We start from the raw sequence: 25,119 nt of genomic DNA on the forward strand, positions 1-25,119 counted from the left end.
TCAAAATGTTAAAAATAAAAAACCATAAAAGTGCCTGCAGTAGAAGGCTTTCAGCAATTCTGTTTATTTTTATTACTTTTTGCATGGCCGGTAATACCTGGGCGCAAAATCCTTTAATTATGGATCAATTTACTGCAGATCCTTCTGCCAGGGTCTTTGGGGACAGGGTTTACGTATATCCGTCGCACGATATTTATTGCAGCGAAAACAATGGGAGGAAAAACTGGTTTTGTATGCCAGATTACCATGTTTTTTCTTCGGAAGATTTGCAGGAATGGACAGATCACGGGGTGATTTTGAGTCAGGAAGATGTGCCCTGGGGAGATCCCGGTGCCAATAGTATGTGGGCTCCAGATGCGATTGAGAGGAATGGTAAATATTATTTCTATTTTCCCACCAGGACCAAAGGAGCCAGTTCTGGTGAAAGTGGTTTTTCTATTGGTGTTGCGATTGCCGATAATCCTGAAGGGCCTTTTGAACCCGAGGAGGAGCCAATTAAAGGCGTGCAGGGGATAGATCCAAACGTGTTTATAGACAAGGACGGTCAGGCTTATATTTACTGGTCGCGGGACAAAATTTTTGGAGCGAAGCTGAAGGATAACATGCTGGAACTGGCTTCAGAACCTGAAATTTTTGAATTACCGAAGAAGGGACATATAGAAGGTCCCTGGGTTTTTGAGCGGAATGGTACGTACTACCTCACATACCCTCATGTTGCGAACAATATTGAAAGACTGGAATATGCCACCGGCGATAATCCGCTGGGGCCCTTTGAACACCAGGGTGTGGTTATGGATGAATCGCCTAACAATACCTGGACCAACCACCATTCCATTACAAAATTTCGGGATCAATGGATACTATTTTATCATGATAGTGAACTTTCTCCAAATTTTGATAAGAACAGGTCGATTAGAGCCGACAGCCTCTTTTTTACTGAAGACGGATTAATTGAAAAAGTAATCCCTACCCACAGAGGTGTGGGCATTACAGACAGTTCAAATAAAATCCAGTTTGACAGATATAGCGAAATAAGTGAATCTGGAGCTTCGATTAAATTTATAGACAGTACAGATACTTTTAAAGGTTGGAAAATTGTTCTGAAAAAACCTGAATCCTGGGTAAAATATAACAATGTCGCTTTTTCTTCCGCTAAACCGAAAACTGTAAAATTTAAGGCTCGATCTTTACAAGGAGGAATTTTACATCTAAAAATTGCAGGAAATGGTCAGATTATTTCTGAAGTAACCGTTAAAAAAGGCGCAGACTGGAATATTTTAACTGCCCCTGTGCAAAATGAGGTGTCCGGTGTTCAGGATCTTGTTTTAAAGCTTCAAAAAGGAGAAAAAGTTGAAGTAGATTGGGTGACTTTTGAATAAAAAGCTGCAAATAATAAAGCCAACCTAAAAAATAAATCAGAAAAGGCCTTTATGTTCTTTGTGATGAAGTGATTCCGGTTCAAAAACTAATATTTTCATTACTACCAACCACTGAAGGCCGATAATTGCCAAATTTGTAGCCTCACCTTTTCTGTTAAGAAAGCACATCCAAAAAGCAACAAGAAAAATCTGCCAGGAACTTATGGACAGATTTTGTGCTCGTCTGGATTAAGCAGGCATGCTTAAATTTCACAATATCGATGCGTAAAAATCCTAAGAGCGGATAAGTGTAATTTTAGAAATCCAGTCTGCTTCAAAAATATCCTACTAAACCTATAGGAAAAATAATTAGTGTCTTTATGACCTGCTGTGCTGGTTTTTTTACTAAAAAAGATTAATAACTGGCACTTTGGAAACACCTCTTTAACCTGAAAAGAAGTCACCAATATTTATGACCCTGGGATTTTTGTTTAACAGTTTCTTTACAGTCTGTTTCTATAGATTAACTTAATTTCAATTCAAAACCTAATCAAATTTTGTTATGAAAGAAAAGGAAGAAAAATCTTCAAAAAAGATTGAAGATTTAAAGAAGAATACCTCTGATCCCAAGGGGAAAACGATGACCACCAATCAGGGTTTAAAGGTTAACGACACCAACAATTCCTTAAAAGCAGGAGAACGTGGTGCGACCTTGTTGGAAGATTTTATTTTAAGAGAGAAAATCACTCAATTTGACCATGAGCGTATTCCGGAGCGTATTGTGCATGCCCGCGGAAGTGGTGCCCACGGTTATTTTGAACTATATGAGAATCAGGAGGAATTTACCAAAGCAGGAATTTTTACAGATACTTCAAGAAAAACACCTGTATTTGTACGTTTTTCTACTGTAGCGGGTTCTAAAGGATCGGCAGATCTTGCCCGTGATGTACGAGGTTTCGCCACCAAATTTTATACAGATGAAGGTGTTTTCGATTTAGTTGGAAACAACATGCCCATATTTTTTATCCAGGATGCAATGAAATTTCCGGATCTAATCCATGCTGTAAAACCAGAACCGGACAGGGAAATTCCGCAGGCAGCTTCAGCCCACGATACTTTTTATGATTTTGTTTCGCATACACCGGAAACGCTTCATAATCAAATATGGTTAATGAGTGACCGCGCAATTCCGCGGAGTTTCAGAATGATGGAAGGCTTTGGAATACACACATTCAGACTTGTAAATGCTGAAGGAAAAGGGCACTTTGTAAAATTCCATTGGAAACCATTATTAGGGGTAAAATCTGTTACCTGGGACGAAGCCGTGAAAATTCATGGTGCCGATGCAGATTTCCACAGGAGAGATCTCTGGGATGCGATAGATGCCGGAAAATATCCCGAATGGGAATTAGGGTTCCAGATAGTTCCCGAAGAAGACGAGCACAAATTCGACTTTGATCTTTTAGATCCTACAAAATTAATTCCTGAAGAAATGGTCCCGGTAAAACGCATTGGAAAAATGACGCTAAACCGAAATCCCGATAATTTCTTTGCTGAAACCGAGCAGGTGGCATTTCATCCCGGCCATGTAGTCCCGGGAATAGATTTTACAAATGATCCATTGTTACAGGGACGATTGTTTTCTTACACAGATACGCAATTGTCCAGGTTAGGAAGTCCTAATTTTAATGAAATCCCAATCAATCGCCCGGTAAACGAAATTCATAATAATCAGCGGGACGCACATATGCGAATGACGGTAAATAAAGGGAAAACTGCATATTTTCCAAATTCGATTGGAGGCGGTTGTCCTCACCTTGCTAAAATAGCTGAAGGTGGATTTAGCCATTATGAAGAGCGCATAGATGCGAAAAAAATCAGGGAACGCAGTGAGAGCTTTAACGATCACTTCTCCCAACCCGCTTTATTTTATCGCAGTTTGACCGAGCACGAGCAGGAGCATGTGGTACAGGCCTATTCCTTTGAACTGGGAAAATGTACCTACGACCATATAAAGGAGCGCATGCTTTACATCCTTGCCCAAATAGATGAAAGTCTTGCAGCAAAAGTTTCAGTAAACCTTGGTATGGAAATTCCGGAAAAAGTTGACCAGCCTTTAAATCAGGCAATAGGAGCAGATGCTGATGTAGAGAAACAACAGCCGGGCCCTGCAAAGAATTATCTGGATAAATCCAAAGCTTTAAGCCAGGAGTTTCTTCCTTCAGAAGGTATTGCTACAAGAAAAATAGCAGTCCTGGCGGGAGACGGCTTTAGTGAAAGTGACTATAATAAGATAAAAAAGCCTTTGGAAGACGCAGGAGCGATGGTACAGATCGTAGGGGTTCATGGAGGAACTATAAAGTGTGATAAAGGAGATTCTCACAAAGTGGCACATGCGCTTATGACTACAGAAAGTGTTGTTTTTGACGCCCTGTACATTCCTGGTGGAAAGAAGAGCATAGATGCACTTATGAAGCAGGCAAAAGCCAAAAAGTTTATAAATGAAGCTTTAAAGCACTGCAAGGCCATAGCTCTTGATAGTGAAGCAGAAGAACTTTTTGATGCCACTTACGGTAAGGATTTTAAAGATGACGAAGCAGTATGCATAAATGAAAGTCCGCAGAAATTTATAAAGGCCATTAGTAAGCACCGCAACTGGAAGCGGGAAAAAGCAGCTATGGAAATTCCTGCCTAGTACTTTCCAACATATTTAATCGGAATATTTTAGAATGGGTTCAGCTCTTAAAAGGTTGAACCCGTTTTTTTATATGGAAAAACTTCAGATTAAAATTGATAATTACATAATAGGAAGTGTAAGCTTCCCCTAATTAGAACTGCCTGATGGTATAAAATTATTGTTTTTTATTTTTCCAGTTTTTCATTAGGCCGGGGAAAACGATCAAAGTTCGGAATTAGAAGCTGGTCTTACAAATATAGGTGAGTTTCAGTTATAGGTGGAATTGGAGCTATTATAAATATAAAAGCATGACAATATTTGGCAGGTTTTATTAAAAGGTTTTGGCCTGGGTGCTCTTGGCGGCTACTTAATTTTTGAAACTAAGAGATTGACCCAAACTTTACCCGAGGAAGAATACTTATGCTTTTATTTACCCTGCTAAAATTCTGAATTCTGCTGGAAGTTCTATAATAGAGAATGCGGCACACTATGATTTTTTATGGGTGCGGGGACATATAAATATTAATCCAAAATTCATCTTTGGACAAGGGATAGCGCGAGATCCACGCGGTCTCCTATGTCAATAAAGAATCTTGAAGAAAACTATTAGCAATAAAAAATAAGTTCTTTTTCAAGTTTAAGCTTAGCCTAACATTATGATTTGCATCAAATTATATCAAATCGAATTATTTTTTTACAAAAATTAGAAAGTGCGCGTAAAGTGCGCGTTTTTTTTCTATAACCTAAAATGATTAAGTACTAAAAACAACAAAACCCCTGTATTTACAAGGGTTTTTCCGGTGATCGCGCCAGGATTCGAACCTGGGACCGCCTGCTTAGAAGGCAGGTGCTCTATCCAGCTGAGCTACGCGACCGTTTTTGCGGTTGCAAATATAAACGTCTTTGCAGATAAAACAATGTTTTTTATTTAAAAAAATGAATTATAACTAAAAATGCTTTTTAGTAGTCATGGAAGTTACTAAGTACCAGGTAATAATATTTCTGCGGGGCAAGCCTTCGGAGCATTTCAATGGAATAATTTTTCAACCTTTCTAGCATCTACTAAATAGGCGAGCCCTCGGGGTATTTATCCTTATTAAAAAAGCGGCTTTAAAGCCGCTTAAAATTCCTGGACCATTAGTTGCTGTTCCAGATGTTGAGAATTTATTATCAGTTGATTCACAAGGCTGGGAGTTTGCTCTTCCTCCTTAACAACACGATCGAATAACCCGTTGAAGCGTCTTATTAATTCGAGCGTTTTTAATGGTAAATGAAAAAAATTCCCTTTTGCGTAGACCTCGTCCACCAATATTTTTACAGAAGCAATTTGATTATATTCCTCTTCTGTTGTTTGTATGTAATTAATTTCCTGAATCAAAGCTGACATGTTTTATAGTCTTGAGCTAAGCAGGTATTAAGTGTAGATTTGGCGTGATAAATATAAGAGGTATTTACATTATACATTCACATAGTTTAGGATAATCTGTAAAACACAAATTTTTATCGATAAAGTGATTCTATGTTGAGTTTTTCTTTCAATTTCTGACTCCTACAGAATCACGATTATTATACCCAATTTTAGAAAGCTTAATTTTTATGTAATCATTTTTAAAACTATATTTGATCGACTTAAACAAATCAAAAAACTCTTCAATGTTAGATTACCCGTTAAAATTCACACCGATACTGAAGGAAAAGATTTGGGGTGGAAATAAATTAAAAGATATTTTAAACAAGCATTCTGTTGTCGAGAATCTTGGTGAGAGCTGGGAAATTTCCGGAGTGCAGGATAATGTATCGGTTGTTGAAAACGGTTCCTTACGTGGTACTTCTTTGAAAAAGCTTATAGAAGAGAACAAAGGCTACTTATTGGGAGAGAAAATTTATGAGCAGTTTGGCAACGATTTTCCCTTACTTATAAAATTTATTGATGCGAGTACAGAACTTTCAGTTCAATTACATCCCAATGACCGGCTTGCAAAAAAGCGGCATAATTCCTTTGGAAAGACAGAAATGTGGTATATAATGCAGGCTGATAATAATGCTAAAATAAATGTTGGCTTTAAAGAGACTATAAGTCGCGATGACTACCTTCAGGCTCTGGAAGCGGGTGAGATTACTAAACTTCTGAATTTTGAAGAGGTAAAGAAAGGAGATAGCTTTTTTATAAATACAGGTAAGGTCCATGCTATAGGAGCCGGGGTTTTATTGGCAGAAATTCAGCAGACCTCAGACATTACGTATAGAATTTACGATTGGGACAGGAAAGATGCAGATGGTAATGGCCGGGAGCTTCATACCGCGTTGGCAATAGACGCGATAGATTTTGAGAGAAAGGACGACTTTAAATTGAGCTACGACAAAAATATCAATCAGTCTTCCAATATAGCCCGGTGCCAGTATTTTACAACAAATTACCTCCCAATTAAAGGAAAGCTGAAAAAAGATTATTCTGATCTGGATTCTTTTGTAATCTACATGTGTGTTAGTGGACAGGCTGAAATTTCTGTAAAAGGGAATTCGGAAAATATTAAGCAGGGCCAAACGATCTTAATTCCTGCAAATATTCAAAAAGTGGAGATAGAAGGGGAAGATTGCGAACTTTTGGAAGTTTGTATTAACTAAAAAGCAATCTTGATTTTTACTTCCGATTTGTTGTCTGTTGTCAGTTATTAAAAAGCAGGTGGCGGTTTTAAAATGGCAATTATCGAAATAGAATAAACTTCTGCTTCAGAGTTTTCCCGCGGATTCCGCAGATTTCCGCAGAAAAACAAAAAATATCATCCCAATAGCGGGAAATTTTGTTTTTGAACAAGAACAATATTTCTTTTTTCCTCATGTTTCTTGGAGCAAAGCGATCCTGGGTCTTCTTTTCCGTTTCGGTTTTAAAATGGCATTTATCGGCAGAGAATAGTTGCATAGCTCAGTTTCTCCCGCGGATTCCGCTGATTTCCGCAGAAAAACAAGAGAAAACACTCATATAGCAGGAGAATTTAATCTTTTCATAAAATATTTTTCTCCTGCCTCTTGTTTCTTGCAGCGAAGCGATCCTGGGTCTTCTATCCTGTTTCGGTTTTTAAAATTCAGACCTCAAAAAGACGATATTCATAAGGACATTTTGCAGTGAGGCGCAATTAATCCTTCTTGAGAATTTCCTCTATTTTCTGTAATTCCTCTTCACTAAATTTCAGGTTTTGCAACGCTGCGATGTTATCCTCCAGCTGGGAAACCTTGCTCACGCCCACAAGTACAGAAGTTACACGCTCATCTTTTAATAACCATGCCACCGCCATTTGCGCCAGACTTTGATTTCTTGATTCTGCAAGTTTATTTAGTTTCTGAACCTGGTCCACTACCTCGGGTGTAATCTGGGTTTCATCAAGGTAACTGCCTTTGGTAGCTGCCCTCGAATCTTCTGGAATTCCGTGCAGATACTTAGACGTTAAAATTCCTTGTTCAAGAGGTGAAAAAACAATACTGCCAATACCTTCCCTTTCCAACGTGTTCAATAACCCATTTTCTACCCAACGATCCATCATATTATAGCGCGGCTGGTGAATTAGAAATGGAGTTCCCTGTTCCCTTAGGATTTCTGCGGCTCTGGCGGTATCTTTTGGAGAATATTGAGAAATTCCTACATACAGAGCCTTTCCTGATCTTACAATCTGATCCAGTGCACCCATTGTTTCTTCCAGAGGAGTGTCTGGGTCTGACCTGTGATGATAAAAAATATCCACATAATCCAATCCCATTCTTTTTAAAGATTGGTCCAGGCTGGCAATGAGATACTTCCTGGAACCAAAATTACCATAAGGCCCGGGCCACATATCCCAGCCTGCTTTGGTGGAAATTATAAGTTCATCCCTGTATTGCTTAAAATCTTCTGCAAAGATCTTACCGAAATTTTTCTCTGCCGAGCCATAAGGAGGGCCGTAATTATTAGCTAAATCAAAGTGAGTTATACCATTATCAAAGGCTGTTCTCAAAATGTTCCTGGCGTTGTCAAAATCGTCATTGTCCCCAAAGTTGTGCCAGAGTCCCAGCGAAAGAAGGGGGAGCAGAATTCCACTTTTACCGCAACGGCGGTATTGCATTTTATCGTACCTGTCTTTATTGGCAGTGTAATTTTCCATTTTTAATTTTTGAATTGGTTATTAAGTTTCGGCTTGTTAATTGGCTTTAAATTTTCCGAATAAAAGCCATATGATATATGTTTTAATCGTAAAGTTACATTTTTACGCGGTTTTTATTACTTTAATGGCTGTATGAATCACTCACTTCTTCAGTTTTAAGCTTCTGGATGCAGAAAATAGTATGCTTTGAATATTCAAATTGTGACCTCATTAAATTGGCAGTTTTCGGTCTGTGTTGTTTATTCCGCAGTATTAAGGGCGATTTTAATCATTTTAGAAAAGGACCTCTCCCTGTCTTCAGCGCTTAAACTTTCTCCGCTAATCAGGGAATCGGAAATTGTTAATATGGAAAGGGCAGAAACGCCGTGCTGTGCTGCGACGGTATAAATTCCTGCAGTTTCCATTTCGACACAAAGGATGTTGAATTTTGCCCATTTTTGATATTCATTCTCATCTTCTTCATAAAAAGCATCAGAAGAAAGAATATTCCCGGCGTGCACTGCTATATTTTCTGTCTGTGAATAATTAGCTGCTCTCAAAAAGAGTTCTGAGTCTGCAGTAGGGGAGAAATGTGCACCCGGAAATCTTGCAGTGTTAATACCCGATGTAGAAGAAGCCGCCATTGCGATTACAATATCATTTATTTTAACTTTTTCCTGATAAGATCCTGCTGAACCTACCCGGATAAGATTTTTTACTCCAAATTCGTTTATCAGTTCGTGGCAGTAGATAAGCGTAGAAGGAATTCCCATTCCCGTACCTTGCACTGAAACCTTTTTTCCCTGGAAAGTGCCCGTAAATCCCAGCATTCCCCTTATATTATTATACTGTACAGCATTTTCAAGAAACTCTTCTGCAATCCACTTTGCCCTTAAGGGATCTCCCGGTAAAAGAACAGTTTCTGCAATTTCTTCTTTTTTTGCATTTATGTGAATGCTCATATATTTTTGATTAAAGATATTCCTGAAGAGGTACCCAGGCGGGCTGCCCCAAGTTTAATATATTTTTCTGCAGTTTCGGTGTCTTTTATTCCGCCTGAAGCTTTTATCTGAAGTTCTTCTTTTACTATAGATTTCATCAGTTTTACATCCTCAAAACTGGCACCGGAAGTTCCAAAGCCTGTAGATGTTTTTACAAAATTTGCCTTTGCACGGAGCGCACAATTACATGCCGCAATTATTTCTTCCTTGGTAAGGTAACAGGTTTCGATGATAACTTTCAGGATTTTTCTTCCAATTGCTTTTTTTATAAGCGCAATTTCATTTTGAACAACTTCTAAATTACCTGCTTCTAACTGCCCGATATTGATGACCATATCTATCTCATCGGCTCCCTGGGCTATACATTGTTCAGCTTCAAAAATTTTAGATTTGGTATCCATTGCACCAAGCGGAAATCCAATAACTGCAGCCAGCTTGATCTTCGAAGTTTTAAGCTGTTCATGGGCGAGATGAACGTAACAGCCGTTTACGCAAACGGCATAAAATTGATGTTCTACGGCTTCAGCGCACAAATTCTTAATATCCTGTGGTGTCGCTGTCGGTTTTAAATTAGTGTGATCTATAAATTTGTTCAGTTGCATTTAAGGTTGTTTTGTGAGGTAATCAAGCTTCTCTTTCGGACTCTTTTATAACTGATAAGAATATTTAGAGTAAAGTTATAATTTCTGATTGAATATAATTTTCGATTTTAACTGAAAAAGAAGCCAAAACTTATAACTCTCCAGAATTTGGGCCGTTAAGAAGTTGCTCCGGACTCAATTCTTCCTGTATTCCCCTTAATTTTTGATCACCAAATTCTTCATCCCGCACGTCCCAGTACAATTCTATATAAACACTGTCAGGATCATAAAAATAAAGCGACCAGCTAATCTGGTTATCTTTAAGTTCGGGATTTAAGTTTTCCCTTTCCAGGTTTTGATAATATTCCGCAAGTTTTTCGCGGCTGTTCAGCTTAAATGCCAATTGTTGAAGGTACCTTTTACTGGTGGCAATTCTTTCCTGCAAACCTTCCTTTAGAACCAGTTCGTGGTGACTTTCTGTAGCACTTAAAAAGATACGCTTTTTGCCGTTATAACTGGCTTCTTCATTGGTTCTCATATGCAGGAAGTCTTCATAAAAACGCTGTGATTCTTGTAAATCTGAAACCTGCAGTACGATATGCCCGATTTGCTGATCGTTAAATGCTTCGGAAGAAGTGTTATCGTCTTTAGAAACATTTTTACGGTCGTTACAAGAGCTGAAAGCAAGTGCAGTAAAAATAAAAATTATTCCTCTAAAAAGTTGAAGATGTAGTTTTAGGTCTTTGGAAAGTGGTTTCATAACTTCTTCTTTTTAAAAAGGTAGCAAAAAATTAATTTTCATCATATTTAAAAAGGAATTTTCTGATTTGGATTTCATTTTAATAGAAACCTGAAGCTTTTCTCAATATTTAACTAAATTGCCCTCAGCTCCTGAAGCCTTCCAAGGTTTGGAATATGAAAAATCAAATAATCCAACTGCTGCTTTCCTGATAAGTTAGCACTAAAATGTTAATATGAAGAAGATTTTTACCTGGTCCATAAGTGCCGCATTAGCGGGCTTTCTTTTTGGTTTTGATACGGTTGTAATTTCAGGAGCAGATCAGCAGCTCCAGGAATTATGGGGCACAACAGATGCTTTTCATGGTTCTGTAGTAATAGGAATGGCCCTTTGGGGAACTGTGGTGGGAGCTCTTTTTGGAGGTTTTCCAACAAACAGGTTTGGGAGAAAAAATACACTTCTGGTAATAGGTTTACTCTATTTTGTGTCCGCACTTGGTTCTGCAATGGTAAACGATCCAATTTCCTTTGCTGTTTTCAGGTTTATTGGCGGTTTGGGAGTAGGAGCTTCCACTATCGCAGCTCCTGCCTATGTCTCAGAAATTGCTCCTCAGGAAAACCGGGGCAGGCTGGTATCTTTGTATCAATTTAATATCGTACTCGGAATTTTAATTGCCTTTTTTTCAAATTATCTGCTAAGAAATACCGGGGAAGAACCCTGGCGCTGGATGGTGGGTGTAGAGGCTATTCCTGCGGTGGTTTATATGATCTTTGTTTTTTTTATTCCAAAAAGTCCGAGGTGGCTTATCTCGCGCTCAAGGGATAAAGAGGCAATGGAAGTACTTCAAATTATCGATCCTACATACAATGTAGAGGCAAAAATGAAGGAGATAAAATCCCAGTCTGAAGCAGAAGCAAAAGGGGAAAATATATTCATGAAGAAATATCGTTTTCCTTTGATCCTTGCTTTTCTAATCGCTTTTTTTAACCAGTTATCAGGTATTAATGCTTTTTTATATTATGCTCCACGAATATTTGAATCTGCCGGTCTTGGTGAGAGTACAGCCCTGTTAAGCAGCATTGGAGTTGGAGTTGTAAATTTACTTTTCACCCTTCTTGGTGTGTTTTTAATAGATCGTGTAGGTAGAAGAAAGCTCATGCTGGTTGGCTCAATTGGCTACATAATTTCCCTGTCGCTGGTAGCAGCAGCTTTCTTTCTGGACTGGCAGGGATTATACGTGCCATTGTTTCTATTCATTTTTATAGCAGCACATGCCATAGGACAGGGAGCGGTAATATGGGTTTTTATTTCTGAAATATTCCCGAACCATCTTCGGGCTTCAGGCCAGGCATTTGGATCTTCCACCCACTGGCTGCTGGCTGCCGCAATTCCTTCAGTCTTTCCTTTTCTTATTTCTGCGGTAGGGCCGGGGTTTGTTTTTTCAATCTTTACTTTTATGATGATTCTGCAGTTATTTTTCGTAATCTTTATGATGCCCGAAACTAAAGGAAAGTCGTTGGAAGAGCTTGGCAAAGAGTTTTCCCTTGGCAGATCGAATAGGAAGTAACCAACTTAAGTGTAGTGCCTAAAATGTCAATTTTCGACCGTAAGTAATGAAATCAAAGAAATTTTCCGATTAAAATTGAACAAGATGAAACAGGATATGAAAGCAGTTTGTTTTGGAGAGGTTCTGTGGGATGTATTTCCAGATGAAGAACGTATTGGCGGTGCCCCGCTTAATGTAGCTTCCCGTTTAAGTAGCTTCGGAATCAATACCGAAATGATAAGCCGGGTTGGAAACCATAAAAAAGGGGAAAAGCTTATTTCGTATTTAAAATCCGCTGATATTGAGGTGAAAAACATTGCCAAAGATGAAAAATATCCTACCGGAGTGGTCAATGTGAGCCTTTCTTCAGGTGGATCTGCAACTTACGAAATTGCCTATCCGGTTGCCTGGGATAAAATTGCTATTTCCGAAGAAATTATACGTTCTGTAAGAAAAGCCGAAGTTTTTATCTTCGGAAGTTTGGTTTGCCGGGACAAAGTTAGCGGCAACACACTTTTTGAACTTTTACCGGAAGCAAAACTCAAGGTTTTAGACATCAACTTAAGGCCGCCACATTATGAAAATGAGGTTTTACAGAAGCTGATTGCGCAGGCCGATATTATCAAATTTAACGATGACGAACTTTTTGAAATTGCAGAAATGATGGGTTCACCATTTAATTCCCTGGAGCAAAACCTTAATTTTATTTCTGAAAAAACTTCGGCACGCTCCATTTGTGTAACCAAAGGGCAGCACGGAGCAGTTTTTTTAACAGAGGGCAAATTGTACTATAACAGCGGATTTCAAACTAATGTGAAAGATACGGTAGGTGCCGGAGATTCTTTTCTGGCCACTTTAATCGCAAAACTTTTAACAGACGAAAATCCGCAAAAGGCATTAGATTATGCCTGTGCGGTTGGAGCATTGGTGGCAGCTAAAGAAGGTGCAAATCCAAAGTTGTCCACTGCCGATATTGAAGCTTTTGTGAATCCGAAAGAGTAAACTGCTTCGGGGCAAGCCCACGAAGCATTAAGAAGAAATCATTTTCAATTTCGAGGCAAGCCCCGGAGCATTAAAATCTCGATTATCGAGTAAAATTAGTTATTTTTCACCTTCAGGAGATTTTTCGGGAACATCAGTAAAAAATCGTAAATGATCTGAAGCTAATTTTATTTTGAATTTACTTCCGAAGTAATCGGAAATAAGGGTATCGTCAACATGAACCCTGGAACCGCTCCATTTAAGGCTGGCTTTTTGCACCGGCAGCACAGTAACAATTTTTTCCAGGTCTGCATGACAGGCTTTATTTTCTATAAGTTTTCTAATATATCCCTCCAGGTCTTTTCTCTTTTCTTCGGGAATTAAAACCATATCGAAATGATCATCTGCCGGATGGGCATTTGGAGCCAGTGTAAAATTTGGGCCTATAAGTTTAATGTTCATTATTTCCACAAGCAAAAAGACACCTTTTATTTTGAAGCCACTGGTTTTGATTTTTGCCTTTTTTGCCTTGTAACTTTTTACAATTTCAAGAAGTACTTGCAGGGTTTGCTTCAGTTTTTTGTCAGGATCATCGGGAGAATCTCTCTTTTTCATTTCTGAAATTAACTTTGGAAATATTCCGAAGCCAAAACTTTCTAAAAAGAAGTCTTTTTTTACTGTACTTTTAATCTTTCCGTAGCTAAAGTTCGTAGTTTTTCTATTTAGATCTATCTCATGATGCTCTTTATTTTGCGCAACATTAAGTACTTTAGAAATATTGTTTGCAGTCCCTAAAGGCATTAAATGAATGGGCACCATATGCGAAGGATCTTTTTTAATGAGATTTTTTGCCAGTTTTCGCACAGTACCATCACCTCCGGCCAGTAAAATAGCATCGGTTTCCTGAAGATCAAGCTGTTTCTTCCAAAACACATAGTCGGTAGAAATGTATTGGGCGCGATAACCGGAAGCCTCTACAATTTCTATCAACTCTTCCTTATTATGTTCGCCGCTACCCGCAGTGGGATTATGAACTATTTGTACCATCTTCATGTGCAGAGATTTATGAATAAAGTTAATCACAAAATTTGTCTCTACTTTCAGATTAACGATAACTTAAGATTGAAAAAATAATCTTTAAGAATAAATGTTAGCCTCCTGTTATAAGAACTATAAAGTTTATCAGTTTTCAGAAATAAAGGCTAAAGAAAACATTGGTTTTTGTAATTTAAAGTAGAAGAACCTAAACCAAAAATTTGAAATTATGAAAATACTGGTAACCAATGACGACGGAATTTATAGTCCGGGTCTTTCCTGCCTGGCACATGCAGCAGCAAAATATGGTGAAGTAATAGTTATGGCTCCAGATGTGGAGCAATCTTCTATGGGACAGGCTATAACTTCGGGAAAACCAATTACCTATAAAAAATCGCCTATTCACTTTGAAGGAATAGAAGCTTACCGTGTGAGTGGCACTCCTGCAGATTGTGTAGCACTTGGCGCTCACTTATTTGAAGACATAGATTTGGTGCTTTCGGGTATTAACATAGGCTCAAACTTGGGAAATTCTGCATGGCACTCAGGAACCCTTTCCGCGGCAAGACAAGCTGTTCTTTTTGATATCAGGGGGATTGCATTAAGCGTTTCAGTAGGAGAAGAAGATACAGATTTTGAGGCGCTGGAACCTTTCGTTTCTGATGCTCTTAAAGAAGTGGTGCACGAAAAGGAACGTAAACTGCTCAATATTAACTTTCCCAGATCTCCTGAAGGTGAGATCCTTTGGACACACCAATCTGTAAGGCATTATGATGGTAAGGTAATAGCCAATAAAGATCCCATGGGAAGGCAGCATTACTGGTTTACCGTAGTACAGATTGAAGAAGTTGAAGAAGGGACAGATCGCTGGGCGGTAAGGCATGGCAAAACCAGTATTACCCCAATGATCCTGGACCTTACCGATCATAACTATTTAAACGAAAGAAAAAGAGATAAATAGCAACAGGTTTTTTGAACATAATTGAATCTTGTTTGGTCATGTCCTGTTAAAGATAAGAACTGCTGCAGAAGAAAAGCCTTTAAGGTTCTGAACGGTACTAAATATCGAAAATTGCCATTTTAAGACAGGGACCTGATTTTAAAAAATTGAACCGACCTTCTGATTATCCGGAATCTATATCTGAGTAAATCTGAAGATCTGTAGCGGTAAGCGATTTGCTGTTCAAGATAATTTCTATATTTGCATTGTGAAAATAGCAGCACTAATACTATCTTTTTACTTTTTAGGACTTAACTTCCTGGATTGTTCAGATGAGCCGCAGACTTCTTCTTCAGATTCTGAGGTTTCTATAGAAGTTTAGGCTGAAAGTGATAATCCGCAAGGCTCATCAGAAGATCTATGTCCTCCTTTCTGCCATTGCCACTGCTGCCATGTGCATGTAGTAAATTTGCAATCAACAGAAGTTTCTATTTTTACTCCCGAAATTCTCACTCTTATTTCCACAAGATTGGAAGCACCGGAAAAAGATTTTTCCAGCTCCCTGCTTCAACCACCCCGTATTTAATTCAGACCAGGGACACCTATGTCCTGTCGTGAATGACTACTTAAGTTATTCTTCTATTAGTTTCTGAATTAAATAAAAATACCAGATGTTAGATAAAATCATTGATTTTTCAATCAATAATAAATTTATAATTGGTTTATTAACCCTTGTTCTTATTGGATTCGGAATGTGGAGCATGAGCCAGGTACCCATAGATGCTCAGCCGGATGTTACGAATAACCAGGTGCAGGTAATATCACAGGCTCCCAACTTAGGTACCGAAGATATTGAACAGTTTGTCACTTACCCCGTTGAAGTGGCCATGAGCAACCTTCCCGGAGTCTTAGAAATAAGGTCGGTTTCCAGGTTTGGCCTTTCAGTAGTAACCATTGTTTTTGAAGACGATATGGGAACTTATCTGCCAAGGCAATTGGTGGGTGAAAAACTGAGGGCTGTGGAAGAAGAAATTCCCGAAGGATTTGGTAATACATTTATGGGGCCCATTTCTACCGGACTTGGAGAAATCTATCAGTACACGTTGGAAGTAGCGGAGCCTTATAAAGAGGAATACAGCCTTGCTGAACTCCGCACGATACAGGACTGGATTGTACGGCGGCAAATGGCAATGGTTCCGGGAGTGGTTGAAGTTAACGGTGTTGGCGGCCGTATAAAACAGTACGAAGTTGCTGTAGATCCTGATGAACTCAGGGCGATTGGCCTTAGTATTTCAGATATTTTCACTGCACTTAAAAACAATAACCAAAACACCGGCGGAGCTTATATTGAACGTAACCACCAGGCAAACTTTATACGTGGGGAAGGATTGGCGAGAAGTGTGGAGGATATAGAAAATATTGTCATTACAACTTCCGGAGGAGTGCCGATAACTGTAAGGGACGTCGCTACGGTAAAGACAGGAAGTGCTGTAAGTTATGGAGCTCTAACAAAGAACGGAGAGGGGGAAGCAGTAGGCGGAATGATAATGATGCTGAAAGGCGCGAATTCTAACGAAGTCATAGAAAATGTAAAAACCAGGATAGATGAAATTCAAAAATCACTTCCCGAAGGTGTTTCCATAGAACCCTTTTTGGACAGGAGCGAACTTATTGCCGAAACCACGGGTACAATTAGTGAAAACCTGATGGTTGGAGGTTTGATAGTAATTTTTGTTCTGGTTTTGTTGCTGGGAAACTGGAGGGGCGGATTAATAGTTGCTTCTACGATTCCGTTATCGCTTCTTTTTGCTTTTATTTTGATGAATGTGTTTGATGTTTGGGCGAATTTAATGAGCCTGGGTGCTATTGACTTTGGGATTATTGTGGACGGTGCTGTAATTATTGTAGAAAGTACAGTATTTCTCATTTACCAGAGGATCAATAAAAACAAGCAGCTAACTCAGGGAGAGAAAGATGAAATTGCTTCCGGTTCTGCAAAGAAGATGATGAATTCGGCGTTTTTTGGACAATTAATCATCCTCATCGTTTTTCTGCCCATCCTTGCGCTGGAAGGGATAGAAGGAAAAATGTTCAGGCCAATGGCACTCACTTTTATGTTTGCCATGCTGGGCGCAATGATCCTGTGCCTTACGTATGTACCGATGATTTCGGCGTTGTTCCTAAAGGCGCCCACGACACAAAAAAAATCCTGGGGCGATAAATTTATATTTTGGCTTGAGGCCAGGTATGAACCTCTTCTCAAAAAATCTCTGGATAAAGGAAAAGTTGTTTTAGGTGTAGGAATAGCCCTTTTAGCACTTACTGTTTTCGTTTTTATCAGAATGGGTGGAGAATTTGTACCGCAGCTGGATGAGGGTGATATTGCCTTTCATATCATAATGAAACCGGGTAGTTCTTTAACTGAAGGAACAGAAACAGCCACCAAAATAGAAAAACTTCTGCTAAGTGAATATCCCGAAATTGAACAAGTAGTGAGCAGGTTTGGGGTTTCTGATGTGCCTACAGATCCTATGCCTATGGACCTGGCCGATAGCTTCGTTATTCTAAAACCCCGTTCCGAATGGGTTTCAGCAGATACAAAAGACGAGCTTATAGAGAGAATGAAGGAAACCCTGAGTATTATTCCGGGAGTGAGTTACGAATTTACACAGCCAGTGGAGATGCGGTTTAATGAATTGCTTACCGGCGTTCGGGAAGATGTTGCCATAAAATTGTATGGCGAAGACCTGAACATTCTTGCTGAAAAGGCTGAAGAGATGGGAAGTATTATCTCCACCGTAGAAGGGGTTGCAGATATGAAGGTCGAAGCAACTGCAGGTCTTCCCCAAATTACAGTGAACTATAACAGGAGCAAAGTTGCACAATATGGATTGAATATCAACGATCTTAATTCTCTGGTCCAATCTGCTTTCGCCGGGGGAAAGGCCGGGGTTATTTTTGAAGGCGAGAGGCGGTTCGACTTGGTCGTCCGTTTGGATGAAGAGCACCGTACGAATATTGATAATCTCAGGAACCTGTATGTTGCTTTGCCTTCAGGAAATCAAATTCCGCTACGGGAAATAGCAGAGGTAAGTTATAAGCCCGGGCCAATGCAAATAAGCCGCGATAATACTAACAGAAGAATAAACGTTGGTGTAAACATCAGGAATCGCGATGTAAAGTCTGTGGTAGAGGACATCCAGACAAAGCTGAATGCGGAATTTGATCTGCCGGCGGGATATTATATCAGGTACGGTGGAGCATTCGAAAATCTGGAAAGAGCAAGTAGCCGGTTACAGGTGGTAGTGCCCATCGCTCTGTTGCTCATATTCATTCTTATTTATTTCGCTTTAAAATCATTTAAACAGACCACGATGATCTATGTAGCTATACCGTTGGCAGCTATTGGCGGAGTTTACGCACTGTGGTTGCGGGATATGCCTTTTAGTATTTCTGCCGGAGTAGGATTTATTGTATTATTTGGAGTGGCAGTGCTTAATGGACTCGTTTTGATTAGTGGTTTAAATGAATTAAAGGAAGAAGGAGTTACCAACCTACAGGAACGTATAAGCCTGGGAACACGCAGACGAATACGACCAATCCTGCTGACTGCCCTTACAGATGTTCTTGGATTTCTACCAATGGCCATTTCGTCATCGGCCGGGGCAGAGGTGCAAAGGCCGCTGGCAACGGTAGTAATTGGCGGATTACTAACATCAACATTTCTAACGCTGTTTATTTTGCCAATCCTTTACAAAATGGTGGAAGAACGTTCAACCGGCAGGAACTTTATTGGGAAACCCGTGATTGCTACTATAGTTCTGTCTGTTTTATGTTTTGTTCCTAAAAATCTGACAGCGCAGGAAAGCGATGATTTTCCCGTCTTAACAATGGCTGAAGCAGAGGCACTAGCTGTTAAAAATTTTCCGCTGTTAAAAAATAAACAGCTTAAAGTAGAACAGCAGGAAGTTTTGAGAAAGTCGGCGTGGGATTTTGGAACCACCCAGGTATTAACCGGGGGGGAAGAAATTGCAAACGACCGCGGAGTATATACCAGGCTGGGATTTCAGCAACAGGGAATTGATATTTTAGGGATAGCACCAAAACTGCGGTTGCAGAACGAGCGGATTTTCTTAGCAGAAAAAGCCTTTGAATTATCTGAACTGCAGGTGGCGCGGGAGGTGAAATCTGCCTGGATTGAAGCTTTTGTAGCAAAAAGGAAATACACTTTATTTTCAGAACTAGATTCTATTTATCAACAGTTTGAAAATGCTGTTTCCATTCGCTATGAAGTAGAGGCAATTTCCAGACTGGAAATGATTACCGCCAGAAGTGAGGTTAATCAGATAACAATGCAAAAGGAACAGGCATATACCGATTATTCCACTGCTCTTGAAAGGCTGAACCTCTGGCTGGGAGAGGAGAGTTATTATTCGGTGCCGGAGGAAATGGACTTTCAGTTTATTGTAAATGAAGAATTTTTAGCTGAAAACCTTCAGGAGCACCCGATGCTGGAAGTTTCCAGGCAAAACGTGGAAGTAGCCGAAGCAGAACACAAGGCCGCCAGGGTAGCTTTGCTTCCGAAGTTAAACTTACAATACGGGTTTCAGGAAGTAAACGGTAACAGCGGATTTTACAGTTATCAGGCAGGGTTGTCCATTCCGTTTCTTTCAGGAGAAACCTATGGCAATACACAGGCTGCAAAGATAGAAGCCGAAATGGAAGAGGGCGCTGCGGATTTTGAGAAACGACAACTGGAGGTGGATTTTTCACAGGCGCTAAAAAATTATCAGAAATGGCAGGCTTCCTGGGAATACTATAAAGAAGAAGCTTTACCCGTAACTACCGAACAAAAGGAAGGAGCATTGCTTGCTTTTAACGAAGGAGCAATAGCATATTTGGCATTTATCGACATCCTGGACAAGGTGGTACAGGTGGAATTAAATGCCCTGGATTCCCTTCAGCAATACTTGAAAGCGTATGCAAATCTTCAATTTTTTCTTAACGATTAACAGCATTAAAATGAAAATAAAAACAATAAATACCATATTATTACTCGTAATCTTTACTTTTTTCAGCCTTACTTCATGTAAAGATTCTGAAGATAAAAATGAAATAGTCCCTTCAGAAGAACATACAGAGAAAGAAGGAGGTCACGATGAAATAGAGGAAGCCATGCTTTCCCGGCAACAATTTGATGCTTTGGGAATGGAGATAGATTCACTGCAGGAACGCAATATGGCAGGCTTTGTGGAAGCTAACGGGGAACTGGAGGTACCACCGCAAAATGAAGCTTCGGTTACTGCTGTAATTGGAGCAAATGTGGTTGAAATAATGGTTATTGAAGGGGAGGAAGTACGTAAGGGACAGGTGCTGGCTTATATTTCCCACCCCGATATTATCCAGGTTCAAACGGATTTTCTTAATGCCTCTAATCAGCTGAAATTCCAGGAAAAAGAATTTAGCAGGCAGAAGAAATTATATGAAGCCGGGGTAGGTTCGGGAGAAACTTTTCAGCGGGCAGAAGCCGAACTTCAGAATGCGAAAGGCAGGGTGCAGGGATTAAAGTCGCAGTTGCAGTTACTCAATTTAAATTCAGGAAACATTCAGGCGGGAAATATTAATCAGCGTATAGCCATAAAGAGTCCTATTGTAGGTACTGTGCAGGAAACAAATGTAAAAACTGGTCAGTTTGTAGAAGCACAAACCTCGATGTTTGAAGTGGTGAACACCCAGGATGTGCATGCCGACCTTATGGTCTTTGAACGGGATATTTCTAAGGTCACAGCCGGGCAGGAGGTTATAATCATTGTAGAATCACTGGGAGGAATGGAGCTTAATGCTGAAATTATCTCTATTAGTAAATCTTTTGACAGGGAAAGAAAAGCTGTGCATGCACATGCCGAAATAAACAACAGGCCAGGAAACCTTATCCCGGGAATGTATGTTCGCGGAAGGATTTTAACCGATAATTCTGAAACTACAGCCCTTCCTGAAGCTGCTATTGGCCGGGATGGTGATGATTTATTTGCTTTTAAGGCAGAAAAGGAAGGAGATGCCTGGAGTTTCCAGCCGGTGAAAATTACCACTGGTGTGAGTAGTGGAGGCTGGGTTGCTGTTAACTTTTTATCTCCGGTAGCACCCGGTACGCAGTTCGCTTACAATAATGCATATTATTTACAGGCTCAAATGCAAAAAGGAGAAGGTGGCCATAGCCATTAATAAAATCTGCTAATTCTTAATTATGAAAGATCAACAAAGAGAAAGTAATCTAAGAAAAGGAAGAAATCTCCAGACCTTTAATATTATCTATGATAGTATGGAGGTCCTGGTTTCCTTAATTGCAGGATTTTCTTCCGGCAGCTCTGCCTTAATTGGTTGGGGATTGGATAGCGTTGTGGAAGTTATTTCCGGAAGTACACTTTGGTGGCGTCTTAACGGCGAACTGAATGATATAAGTAAGAAAAAAGTGCAAAGGAGGGAAAGGATCACGCTGTTTGTTATTGCCCTTTCCTTCTTTCTAATAAGTACTTTTATTACATACGATTCTATCACCAAATTAATTAATAAAGAAATTCCTGATTGGAGTACAGCGGGATTAATAATTCTGCTGGTTTCCCTTGTGGTAAACCCATTCCTGATCTGGTTTAAATACAAATACGGCAAAAAACTTGACAGTAAGGAATTAATTGCAGATTCCAAGGACACTTTTGTTTGCCTGTATCAAACCATAGCCGTGCTGGGAGGAATCCTGGCAGTACATTTTCTCGATTGGTGGTGGGCAGATCCCGTAGCTGCCCTTCTAATTGTTCCCTATGCCTTAAAAGAAGGCTGGGAGGCGTATAACAATGGTAAAAATGTAAAAACGGAATAGCTGTACCACCTCCCGGGATTGGTGCTTAATTTGGCAATTTTCGATAAGTTGTCCACGATTAGATCCTACACAATTTCTTTTGGTTCATCATCATTTGGCAGGAGCCTGAAATTTTCAATTTTCTTCCCTTTTAAGTGAGACTGATATTTTTCAAGAAGGGGCTGTTCCAGCTTAAATTCCCTGTATTCGTCAGGATTCATTATGGGGATCCCTTTTACCATAGGATAAATCCTGTTGCAGCTTTTGCAGGTTAAGAAACCTTCAAGAATGTTTTCTTCAACATCTTTGGTGATTATGGTAAGCTTTAAGTCCTTTTTATCGAAAGGACAGCAGAGTTTATTAATTGTGGCTATTCTCATTTTTTATACGCTTTAATTCTGATAAATATTCTCTGGTTGCCTGTTTTGGATCTTCGGAACTCATAATTCCCGAAATAACAGCAACACCTTCAAATTTGATATTCTTTAAATTTTTAATGTTTTGATACTGAATTCCTCCCGCAAGAAAAATGGGCATCGAGGTGATTTCTCTTGCTTTTCTGATGGTGTCAAACGAAACTAATTCACAGCTGTTACTGGTTTGAGACGGAAAAATGGAACAAAAGGAAATATAATCCAGCTTATTCTCTTCAGCCCAATGAATTACCGACAAATCATTGGTACAAGTCACTCCAAACATACAACCTGCACTCAATTCTTCTCGTATTTCGCTGAAATTCTCAGGAATTATATCAAAATGAATCCCATCTGCACGGGTAGATTTCTTAAGGTGCCAGTTATTGTTTAAAAAAACAGGAACATCTCTGGAATGGCATACATCACAAATCTCATTTACCAATTCCACCTCGTCTATAGACGGAGGGAAATTATCCCAGATCTGGACTACCGCAATTTTTTCTTGGAATACTTCATTTAATTTTCTGAATAATTCATTCCTGTGCATGGAAGGATCCAGAACAAGATAAAGTCCGCCTCTTATTTTGGCAATTTTCGTCATTTCCAACCTGAATTTAATGCTTTAAAGAATGCGCTCCAGTAAGGATCTTCAGAAGGGTAGGGGAGTTCTTTATTAATTCCGTTGTCCATTAGCTTTATTCCTTCTTCCTTTTCAGTAATTTCCCCGACAACGGTGCAGCGAATATCTTCTTCATTTAGTCTCGCGATAACATCCTGCTCACTTCCTTTTTTGCAGGTAATAATCATAGAACCGGCACCAATACTGAACCTGGGATCTATGGAGAATAAGTCGCAAATCTGCTTTTGTACGTTACCAACCGGTAATAATTCATTATAAACCTGAGCTCCGCTACCGGAAGCCCGGGCCAGTTCATAAATTGCTCCTAAAACCCCGCCCTCGGTAACGTCGTGCATAGCCGTTACATCTTTATGTTTCTCTTCTTTACCTGCTGCCGCCAAAGCATCTTTTAACGATGAGGTCTGATAGAAATTCTTGCAGGATTCCTCATAAACCTCTTTTCCCAGCTTCTTCTTCACAGTTTCCGGAAAGCTCATTCCCAGGATAGAAGTGGAGGATAAGGCGCATTGTTTGGTCACGAGGATAACATCATTTGGATTTGCATTTCTGGAAATTAAAATATCCTTTTTAGGAGCTACGGTAGAAAAAGTACCTCCGCCCGATATTGTGGAATTTTGACCTTCTATAAATCCTGTATGACCGCCGGTAAGTGCTAGGCCTATATCATCAGAAAACTTGTGAATATACTGCCAGTAAGTTTTAAAATCTTCCCTGGAAAAACCCGCAGGTAAATTCAGCACCATTTGTCCATACATAGGCGCAAATCCCGTTGTTGCCATATCGTTTGCCATTAGGTGAACAGATAACCAGGCAGATTCTTCCAGGCCGAGAGAAGGAATAAGAGAAAGCGGATCGCTGGTAGATGCGAGCGCAAGTCCGTTAGGAAGATCTACTACAGAAACATCCACACCAAATGCGGGACCTACGCTAACTTCCTGCCTTGAACGCCCGCAGTTATTAAAAATAATATCTTCAAAAGTTTCGTTCTGAATTTTTCCCAGTTCCTTGCTCATTAGTCTACATCTTTAAATTGTACATATAAGCCAAAGAAGTCTCCATAAGGAATTCCCCATTGTTGTACAGGAAACCATTTGGGCAGGCCGGTACAAGACCATTCGATAGTATATTCCCTACCTTTTAGAGCTTCATTAATAATAGAAGTCAACTTTGACGGTGTATAAAAAGTTGCAGTAAGATAAAAAGGATTTTTACCAAAGATTTCCTGAATCCTTCTCCGGACAACCTTAGGAGAATTTCTGTTCATCATTCCCATTGCTATTCCATATTTTCCAACTCTTGCTGCTTCCTGTATCACTTTTACGGGATCTTTATAATATTCGAAGGTGGTTATAAAAGCCAGGGAGTCGAACGTATTATCCTTAAAAGGCATATGATGAGAATCGGCCATTACCAAATCCCCGTCGAACAGGTTTACAGCCTGGGAAAGCATTAGCGGAGAAATATCTCCCCCGGTAGCTTCAATACCAATTTCTTTCCACCAGCGTGTGAACCGGGTTGTTCCACAACCAAATTCGAGTAAGGTTTTAACCCTTGTATCTTTGGATACAAGCTGTTCCATTACTTTTTTTTGCCAGACTTCAGCACGTTTGTACCTTCCTTCATACCATTGCTCATAGGTGTCTGTATGCTCTCGGTTAAAAAACCATTCCGGCCTTTCCTGCCAGTTCTGATGTGTTTTGGGAAGTAATTGAAAGTTACTTTTCTCTATCTCCATTTTAGTAGCTTATTTAAATAAAAACTCCATTCTATTATTGGATAGCCAGATAGAATGGAGTTTAAAATGGAAATATTTTAAAGCTGCATCCCTACGTTGGCATTATCCATTTCAGGTAGCGGGTATTATCTCAGCCGTTACAGGCACCCCGTGCAATAAATGCAAAGTTAAGATTAATCTGTTGGATAATCTTTTTAATTATAACAGTTTTTTAAAATTTTTGGAGTATACAATTTACAATCGACAGCAATAGGTAAGCTTCAAAAATTCGCATAGATTCTAATTGAGGAAAAAGATTATTTCTGTCATGCTCATCTTTTTTTCCGGTAAGAAGTTTTTTCTGAAAGCTATTTTGTAAATTAAATCTTTGCTTTTATAAAGCTAATTAAATGACAATATATTATGACCACGAGAAGAGATTTCATATTCAAAACAATGCTTACTTCAGCTGCGACTGTTGCTGCACCTGCTACAGTCTTTGCTTCTAGACCGGGAATTACCTCCC

The 25,119-nt window shown here is 39.5% G+C and carries 19 protein-coding genes, 1 tRNA gene, 1 pseudogene and 1 riboswitch; of the genes and pseudogenes, 10 read left to right on the forward strand and 11 right to left on the reverse strand.

The window, feature by feature from the left end:
- Positions 1 to 5 precede the first annotated feature (5 nt).
- Both RM529_RS02640 and RM529_RS02645 read left to right on the forward strand, forming a co-directional pair.
- On the forward strand, positions 6 to 1,379 hold the full coding sequence (locus RM529_RS02640; RefSeq protein WP_311483199.1) for a family 43 glycosylhydrolase: 1,374 nt from the start codon (positions 6 to 8) through the stop codon (positions 1,377 to 1,379).
- 541 nt (positions 1,380 to 1,920) lie between these two features.
- Entirely contained in the window at positions 1,921 to 4,053 is a 2,133-nt protein-coding gene (locus RM529_RS02645) for a catalase (protein WP_311483200.1), read from the forward strand.
- A gap of 783 nt (positions 4,054 to 4,836) precedes the next feature.
- Here the strand turns inward: RM529_RS02645 and RM529_RS02650 are convergent.
- Positions 4,837 to 4,910: transfer RNA gene (locus RM529_RS02650), tRNA-Arg, on the reverse strand.
- 245 nt (positions 4,911 to 5,155) lie between these two features.
- A complete protein-coding gene (locus RM529_RS02655; protein ID WP_311483201.1) occupies positions 5,156 to 5,422 on the reverse strand; it encodes a hypothetical protein in 267 nt (88 codons plus the stop codon).
- Positions 5,423 to 5,688: 266 nt separating this feature from the next.
- Between RM529_RS02655 and RM529_RS02660 the strand changes: the two genes are divergently transcribed.
- On the forward strand, positions 5,689 to 6,660 hold the full coding sequence (locus RM529_RS02660) for a type I phosphomannose isomerase catalytic subunit (protein ID WP_311483202.1): 972 nt from the start codon (positions 5,689 to 5,691) through the stop codon (positions 6,658 to 6,660).
- Between the two features lie 509 nt (positions 6,661 to 7,169).
- Here RM529_RS02660 and mgrA read toward each other — a convergent pair.
- The 4 genes from mgrA to RM529_RS02680 form a co-directional block, all read right to left on the reverse strand.
- The gene (gene mgrA, locus RM529_RS02665; protein WP_311483203.1) at positions 7,170 to 8,168 is read right to left on the reverse strand and encodes an L-glyceraldehyde 3-phosphate reductase; all 999 of its coding nucleotides are present in this window, start codon (positions 8,166 to 8,168) and stop codon (positions 7,170 to 7,172) included.
- A gap of 239 nt (positions 8,169 to 8,407) precedes the next feature.
- Complete coding sequence (deoD, locus tag RM529_RS02670) at positions 8,408 to 9,109, reverse strand: purine-nucleoside phosphorylase (protein WP_311483204.1); 702 nt, start codon at positions 9,107 to 9,109, stop codon at positions 8,408 to 8,410.
- Positions 9,106 to 9,750 (reverse strand): deoxyribose-phosphate aldolase, encoded by a 645-nt coding sequence (deoC, locus tag RM529_RS02675; RefSeq protein WP_311483205.1) that lies wholly within the window; start codon positions 9,748 to 9,750, stop codon positions 9,106 to 9,108. Before deoC ends, deoD begins: the two co-directional genes overlap by 4 nt.
- A 130-nt stretch (positions 9,751 to 9,880) precedes the next feature.
- Positions 9,881 to 10,489 carry a VOC family protein gene (locus tag RM529_RS02680; protein ID WP_311483206.1) on the reverse strand — a complete coding sequence of 203 codons (609 nt, stop codon included), beginning with the start codon at positions 10,487 to 10,489 and terminating at the stop codon, positions 9,881 to 9,883.
- A 214-nt stretch (positions 10,490 to 10,703) separates the two neighbouring features.
- Here RM529_RS02680 and RM529_RS02685 point away from each other — a divergent pair, with 214 nt between their 5' ends.
- Positions 10,704 to 12,035, forward strand: coding sequence for a sugar porter family MFS transporter (locus tag RM529_RS02685; RefSeq protein ID WP_311483207.1), 1,332 nt, complete (start codon positions 10,704 to 10,706; stop codon positions 12,033 to 12,035).
- 84 nt (positions 12,036 to 12,119) lie between these two features.
- Complete coding sequence (locus RM529_RS02690) at positions 12,120 to 13,016, forward strand: carbohydrate kinase family protein (protein WP_311483208.1); 897 nt, start codon at positions 12,120 to 12,122, stop codon at positions 13,014 to 13,016.
- A 99-nt stretch (positions 13,017 to 13,115) separates the two neighbouring features.
- Here the strand turns inward: RM529_RS02690 and RM529_RS02695 are convergent, their stop codons facing one another.
- The gene (locus tag RM529_RS02695; protein WP_311483209.1) at positions 13,116 to 14,048 is read right to left on the reverse strand and encodes a diacylglycerol/lipid kinase family protein; all 933 of its coding nucleotides are present in this window, start codon (positions 14,046 to 14,048) and stop codon (positions 13,116 to 13,118) included.
- Positions 14,049 to 14,259: 211 nt separating this feature from the next.
- Between RM529_RS02695 and surE the strand changes: the two genes are divergently transcribed.
- From surE to RM529_RS02715, 5 genes and pseudogenes are all read left to right on the forward strand, one after another.
- Positions 14,260 to 14,991 carry a 5'/3'-nucleotidase SurE gene (gene surE, locus RM529_RS02700; RefSeq protein WP_311483210.1) on the forward strand — a complete coding sequence of 244 codons (732 nt, stop codon included), beginning with the start codon at positions 14,260 to 14,262 and terminating at the stop codon, positions 14,989 to 14,991.
- Positions 14,992 to 15,391: 400 nt separating this feature from the next.
- Positions 15,392 to 15,556, forward strand: a pseudogene (locus tag RM529_RS18110) (DUF6660 family protein); the annotation flags it as partial.
- Between the two features lie 85 nt (positions 15,557 to 15,641).
- Positions 15,642 to 19,982, forward strand: coding sequence for a CusA/CzcA family heavy metal efflux RND transporter (locus RM529_RS02705; RefSeq protein ID WP_311483211.1), 4,341 nt, complete (start codon positions 15,642 to 15,644; stop codon positions 19,980 to 19,982).
- A gap of 10 nt (positions 19,983 to 19,992) precedes the next feature.
- A complete protein-coding gene (locus tag RM529_RS02710) occupies positions 19,993 to 21,192 on the forward strand; it encodes an efflux RND transporter periplasmic adaptor subunit (RefSeq protein WP_311483212.1) in 1,200 nt (399 codons plus the stop codon).
- Positions 21,193 to 21,214: 22 nt separating this feature from the next.
- A complete protein-coding gene (locus RM529_RS02715) occupies positions 21,215 to 21,844 on the forward strand; it encodes a cation diffusion facilitator family transporter (protein WP_311483213.1) in 630 nt (209 codons plus the stop codon).
- 65 nt (positions 21,845 to 21,909) lie between these two features.
- Here the strand turns inward: RM529_RS02715 and RM529_RS02720 are convergent, their stop codons facing one another.
- The 4 genes from RM529_RS02720 to RM529_RS02735 are packed head-to-tail and all read right to left on the reverse strand — an operon-like array spanning position 21,910 to position 24,614.
- The gene (locus RM529_RS02720) at positions 21,910 to 22,203 is read right to left on the reverse strand and encodes a Trm112 family protein (RefSeq protein WP_311483214.1); all 294 of its coding nucleotides are present in this window, start codon (positions 22,201 to 22,203) and stop codon (positions 21,910 to 21,912) included.
- Positions 22,184 to 22,840 (reverse strand): thiamine phosphate synthase, encoded by a 657-nt coding sequence (locus RM529_RS02725; protein WP_311483215.1) that lies wholly within the window; start codon positions 22,838 to 22,840, stop codon positions 22,184 to 22,186. The genes RM529_RS02720 and RM529_RS02725 overlap by 20 nt, the downstream gene beginning before the upstream one ends.
- Complete coding sequence (locus RM529_RS02730; protein ID WP_311483216.1) at positions 22,837 to 23,892, reverse strand: AIR synthase family protein; 1,056 nt, start codon at positions 23,890 to 23,892, stop codon at positions 22,837 to 22,839. Before RM529_RS02730 ends, RM529_RS02725 begins: the two co-directional genes overlap by 4 nt.
- A complete protein-coding gene (locus tag RM529_RS02735) occupies positions 23,892 to 24,614 on the reverse strand; it encodes a class I SAM-dependent methyltransferase (RefSeq protein ID WP_311483217.1) in 723 nt (240 codons plus the stop codon). Before RM529_RS02735 ends, RM529_RS02730 begins: the two co-directional genes overlap by 1 nt.
- 71 nt (positions 24,615 to 24,685) lie before the next feature.
- Positions 24,686 to 24,775: riboswitch (TPP riboswitch) on the reverse strand.
- Positions 24,776 to 25,119: the final 344 nt, after the last annotated feature.

Source organism: Autumnicola edwardsiae, assembly GCF_031846505.1.
Taxonomy (GTDB): Bacteria; Bacteroidota; Bacteroidia; order Flavobacteriales; family Flavobacteriaceae; genus Autumnicola; species Autumnicola edwardsiae.

Bases quoted from the DNA above. Each gene is read 5' to 3' on its own strand.
- RM529_RS02640 (WP_311483199.1), top strand. From the start codon at position 6: ATGTTAAAAATAAAAAACCATAAAAGTGCCTGCAGTAGAAGGCTTTCA.
- RM529_RS02645 (WP_311483200.1), top strand. From the start codon at position 1,921: ATGAAAGAAAAGGAAGAAAAATCTTCAAAAAAGATTGAAGATTTAAAG.
- RM529_RS02655 (WP_311483201.1), bottom strand. From the start codon at position 5,422: ATGTCAGCTTTGATTCAGGAAATTAATTACATACAAACAACAGAAGAG.
- RM529_RS02660 (WP_311483202.1), top strand. From the start codon at position 5,689: ATGTTAGATTACCCGTTAAAATTCACACCGATACTGAAGGAAAAGATT.
- mgrA (WP_311483203.1), bottom strand. From the start codon at position 8,168: ATGGAAAATTACACTGCCAATAAAGACAGGTACGATAAAATGCAATAC.
- deoD (WP_311483204.1), bottom strand. From the start codon at position 9,109: ATGAGCATTCACATAAATGCAAAAAAAGAAGAAATTGCAGAAACTGTT.
- deoC (WP_311483205.1), bottom strand. From the start codon at position 9,750: ATGCAACTGAACAAATTTATAGATCACACTAATTTAAAACCGACAGCG.
- RM529_RS02680 (WP_311483206.1), bottom strand. From the start codon at position 10,489: ATGAAACCACTTTCCAAAGACCTAAAACTACATCTTCAACTTTTTAGA.
- RM529_RS02685 (WP_311483207.1), top strand. From the start codon at position 10,704: ATGAAGAAGATTTTTACCTGGTCCATAAGTGCCGCATTAGCGGGCTTT.
- RM529_RS02690 (WP_311483208.1), top strand. From the start codon at position 12,120: ATGAAACAGGATATGAAAGCAGTTTGTTTTGGAGAGGTTCTGTGGGAT.
- RM529_RS02695 (WP_311483209.1), bottom strand. From the start codon at position 14,048: ATGAAGATGGTACAAATAGTTCATAATCCCACTGCGGGTAGCGGCGAA.
- surE (WP_311483210.1), top strand. From the start codon at position 14,260: ATGAAAATACTGGTAACCAATGACGACGGAATTTATAGTCCGGGTCTT.
- RM529_RS02705 (WP_311483211.1), top strand. From the start codon at position 15,642: ATGTTAGATAAAATCATTGATTTTTCAATCAATAATAAATTTATAATT.
- RM529_RS02710 (WP_311483212.1), top strand. From the start codon at position 19,993: ATGAAAATAAAAACAATAAATACCATATTATTACTCGTAATCTTTACT.
- RM529_RS02715 (WP_311483213.1), top strand. From the start codon at position 21,215: ATGAAAGATCAACAAAGAGAAAGTAATCTAAGAAAAGGAAGAAATCTC.
- RM529_RS02720 (WP_311483214.1), bottom strand. From the start codon at position 22,203: ATGAGAATAGCCACAATTAATAAACTCTGCTGTCCTTTCGATAAAAAG.
- RM529_RS02725 (WP_311483215.1), bottom strand. From the start codon at position 22,840: ATGACGAAAATTGCCAAAATAAGAGGCGGACTTTATCTTGTTCTGGAT.
- RM529_RS02730 (WP_311483216.1), bottom strand. From the start codon at position 23,892: ATGAGCAAGGAACTGGGAAAAATTCAGAACGAAACTTTTGAAGATATT.
- RM529_RS02735 (WP_311483217.1), bottom strand. From the start codon at position 24,614: ATGGAGATAGAGAAAAGTAACTTTCAATTACTTCCCAAAACACATCAG.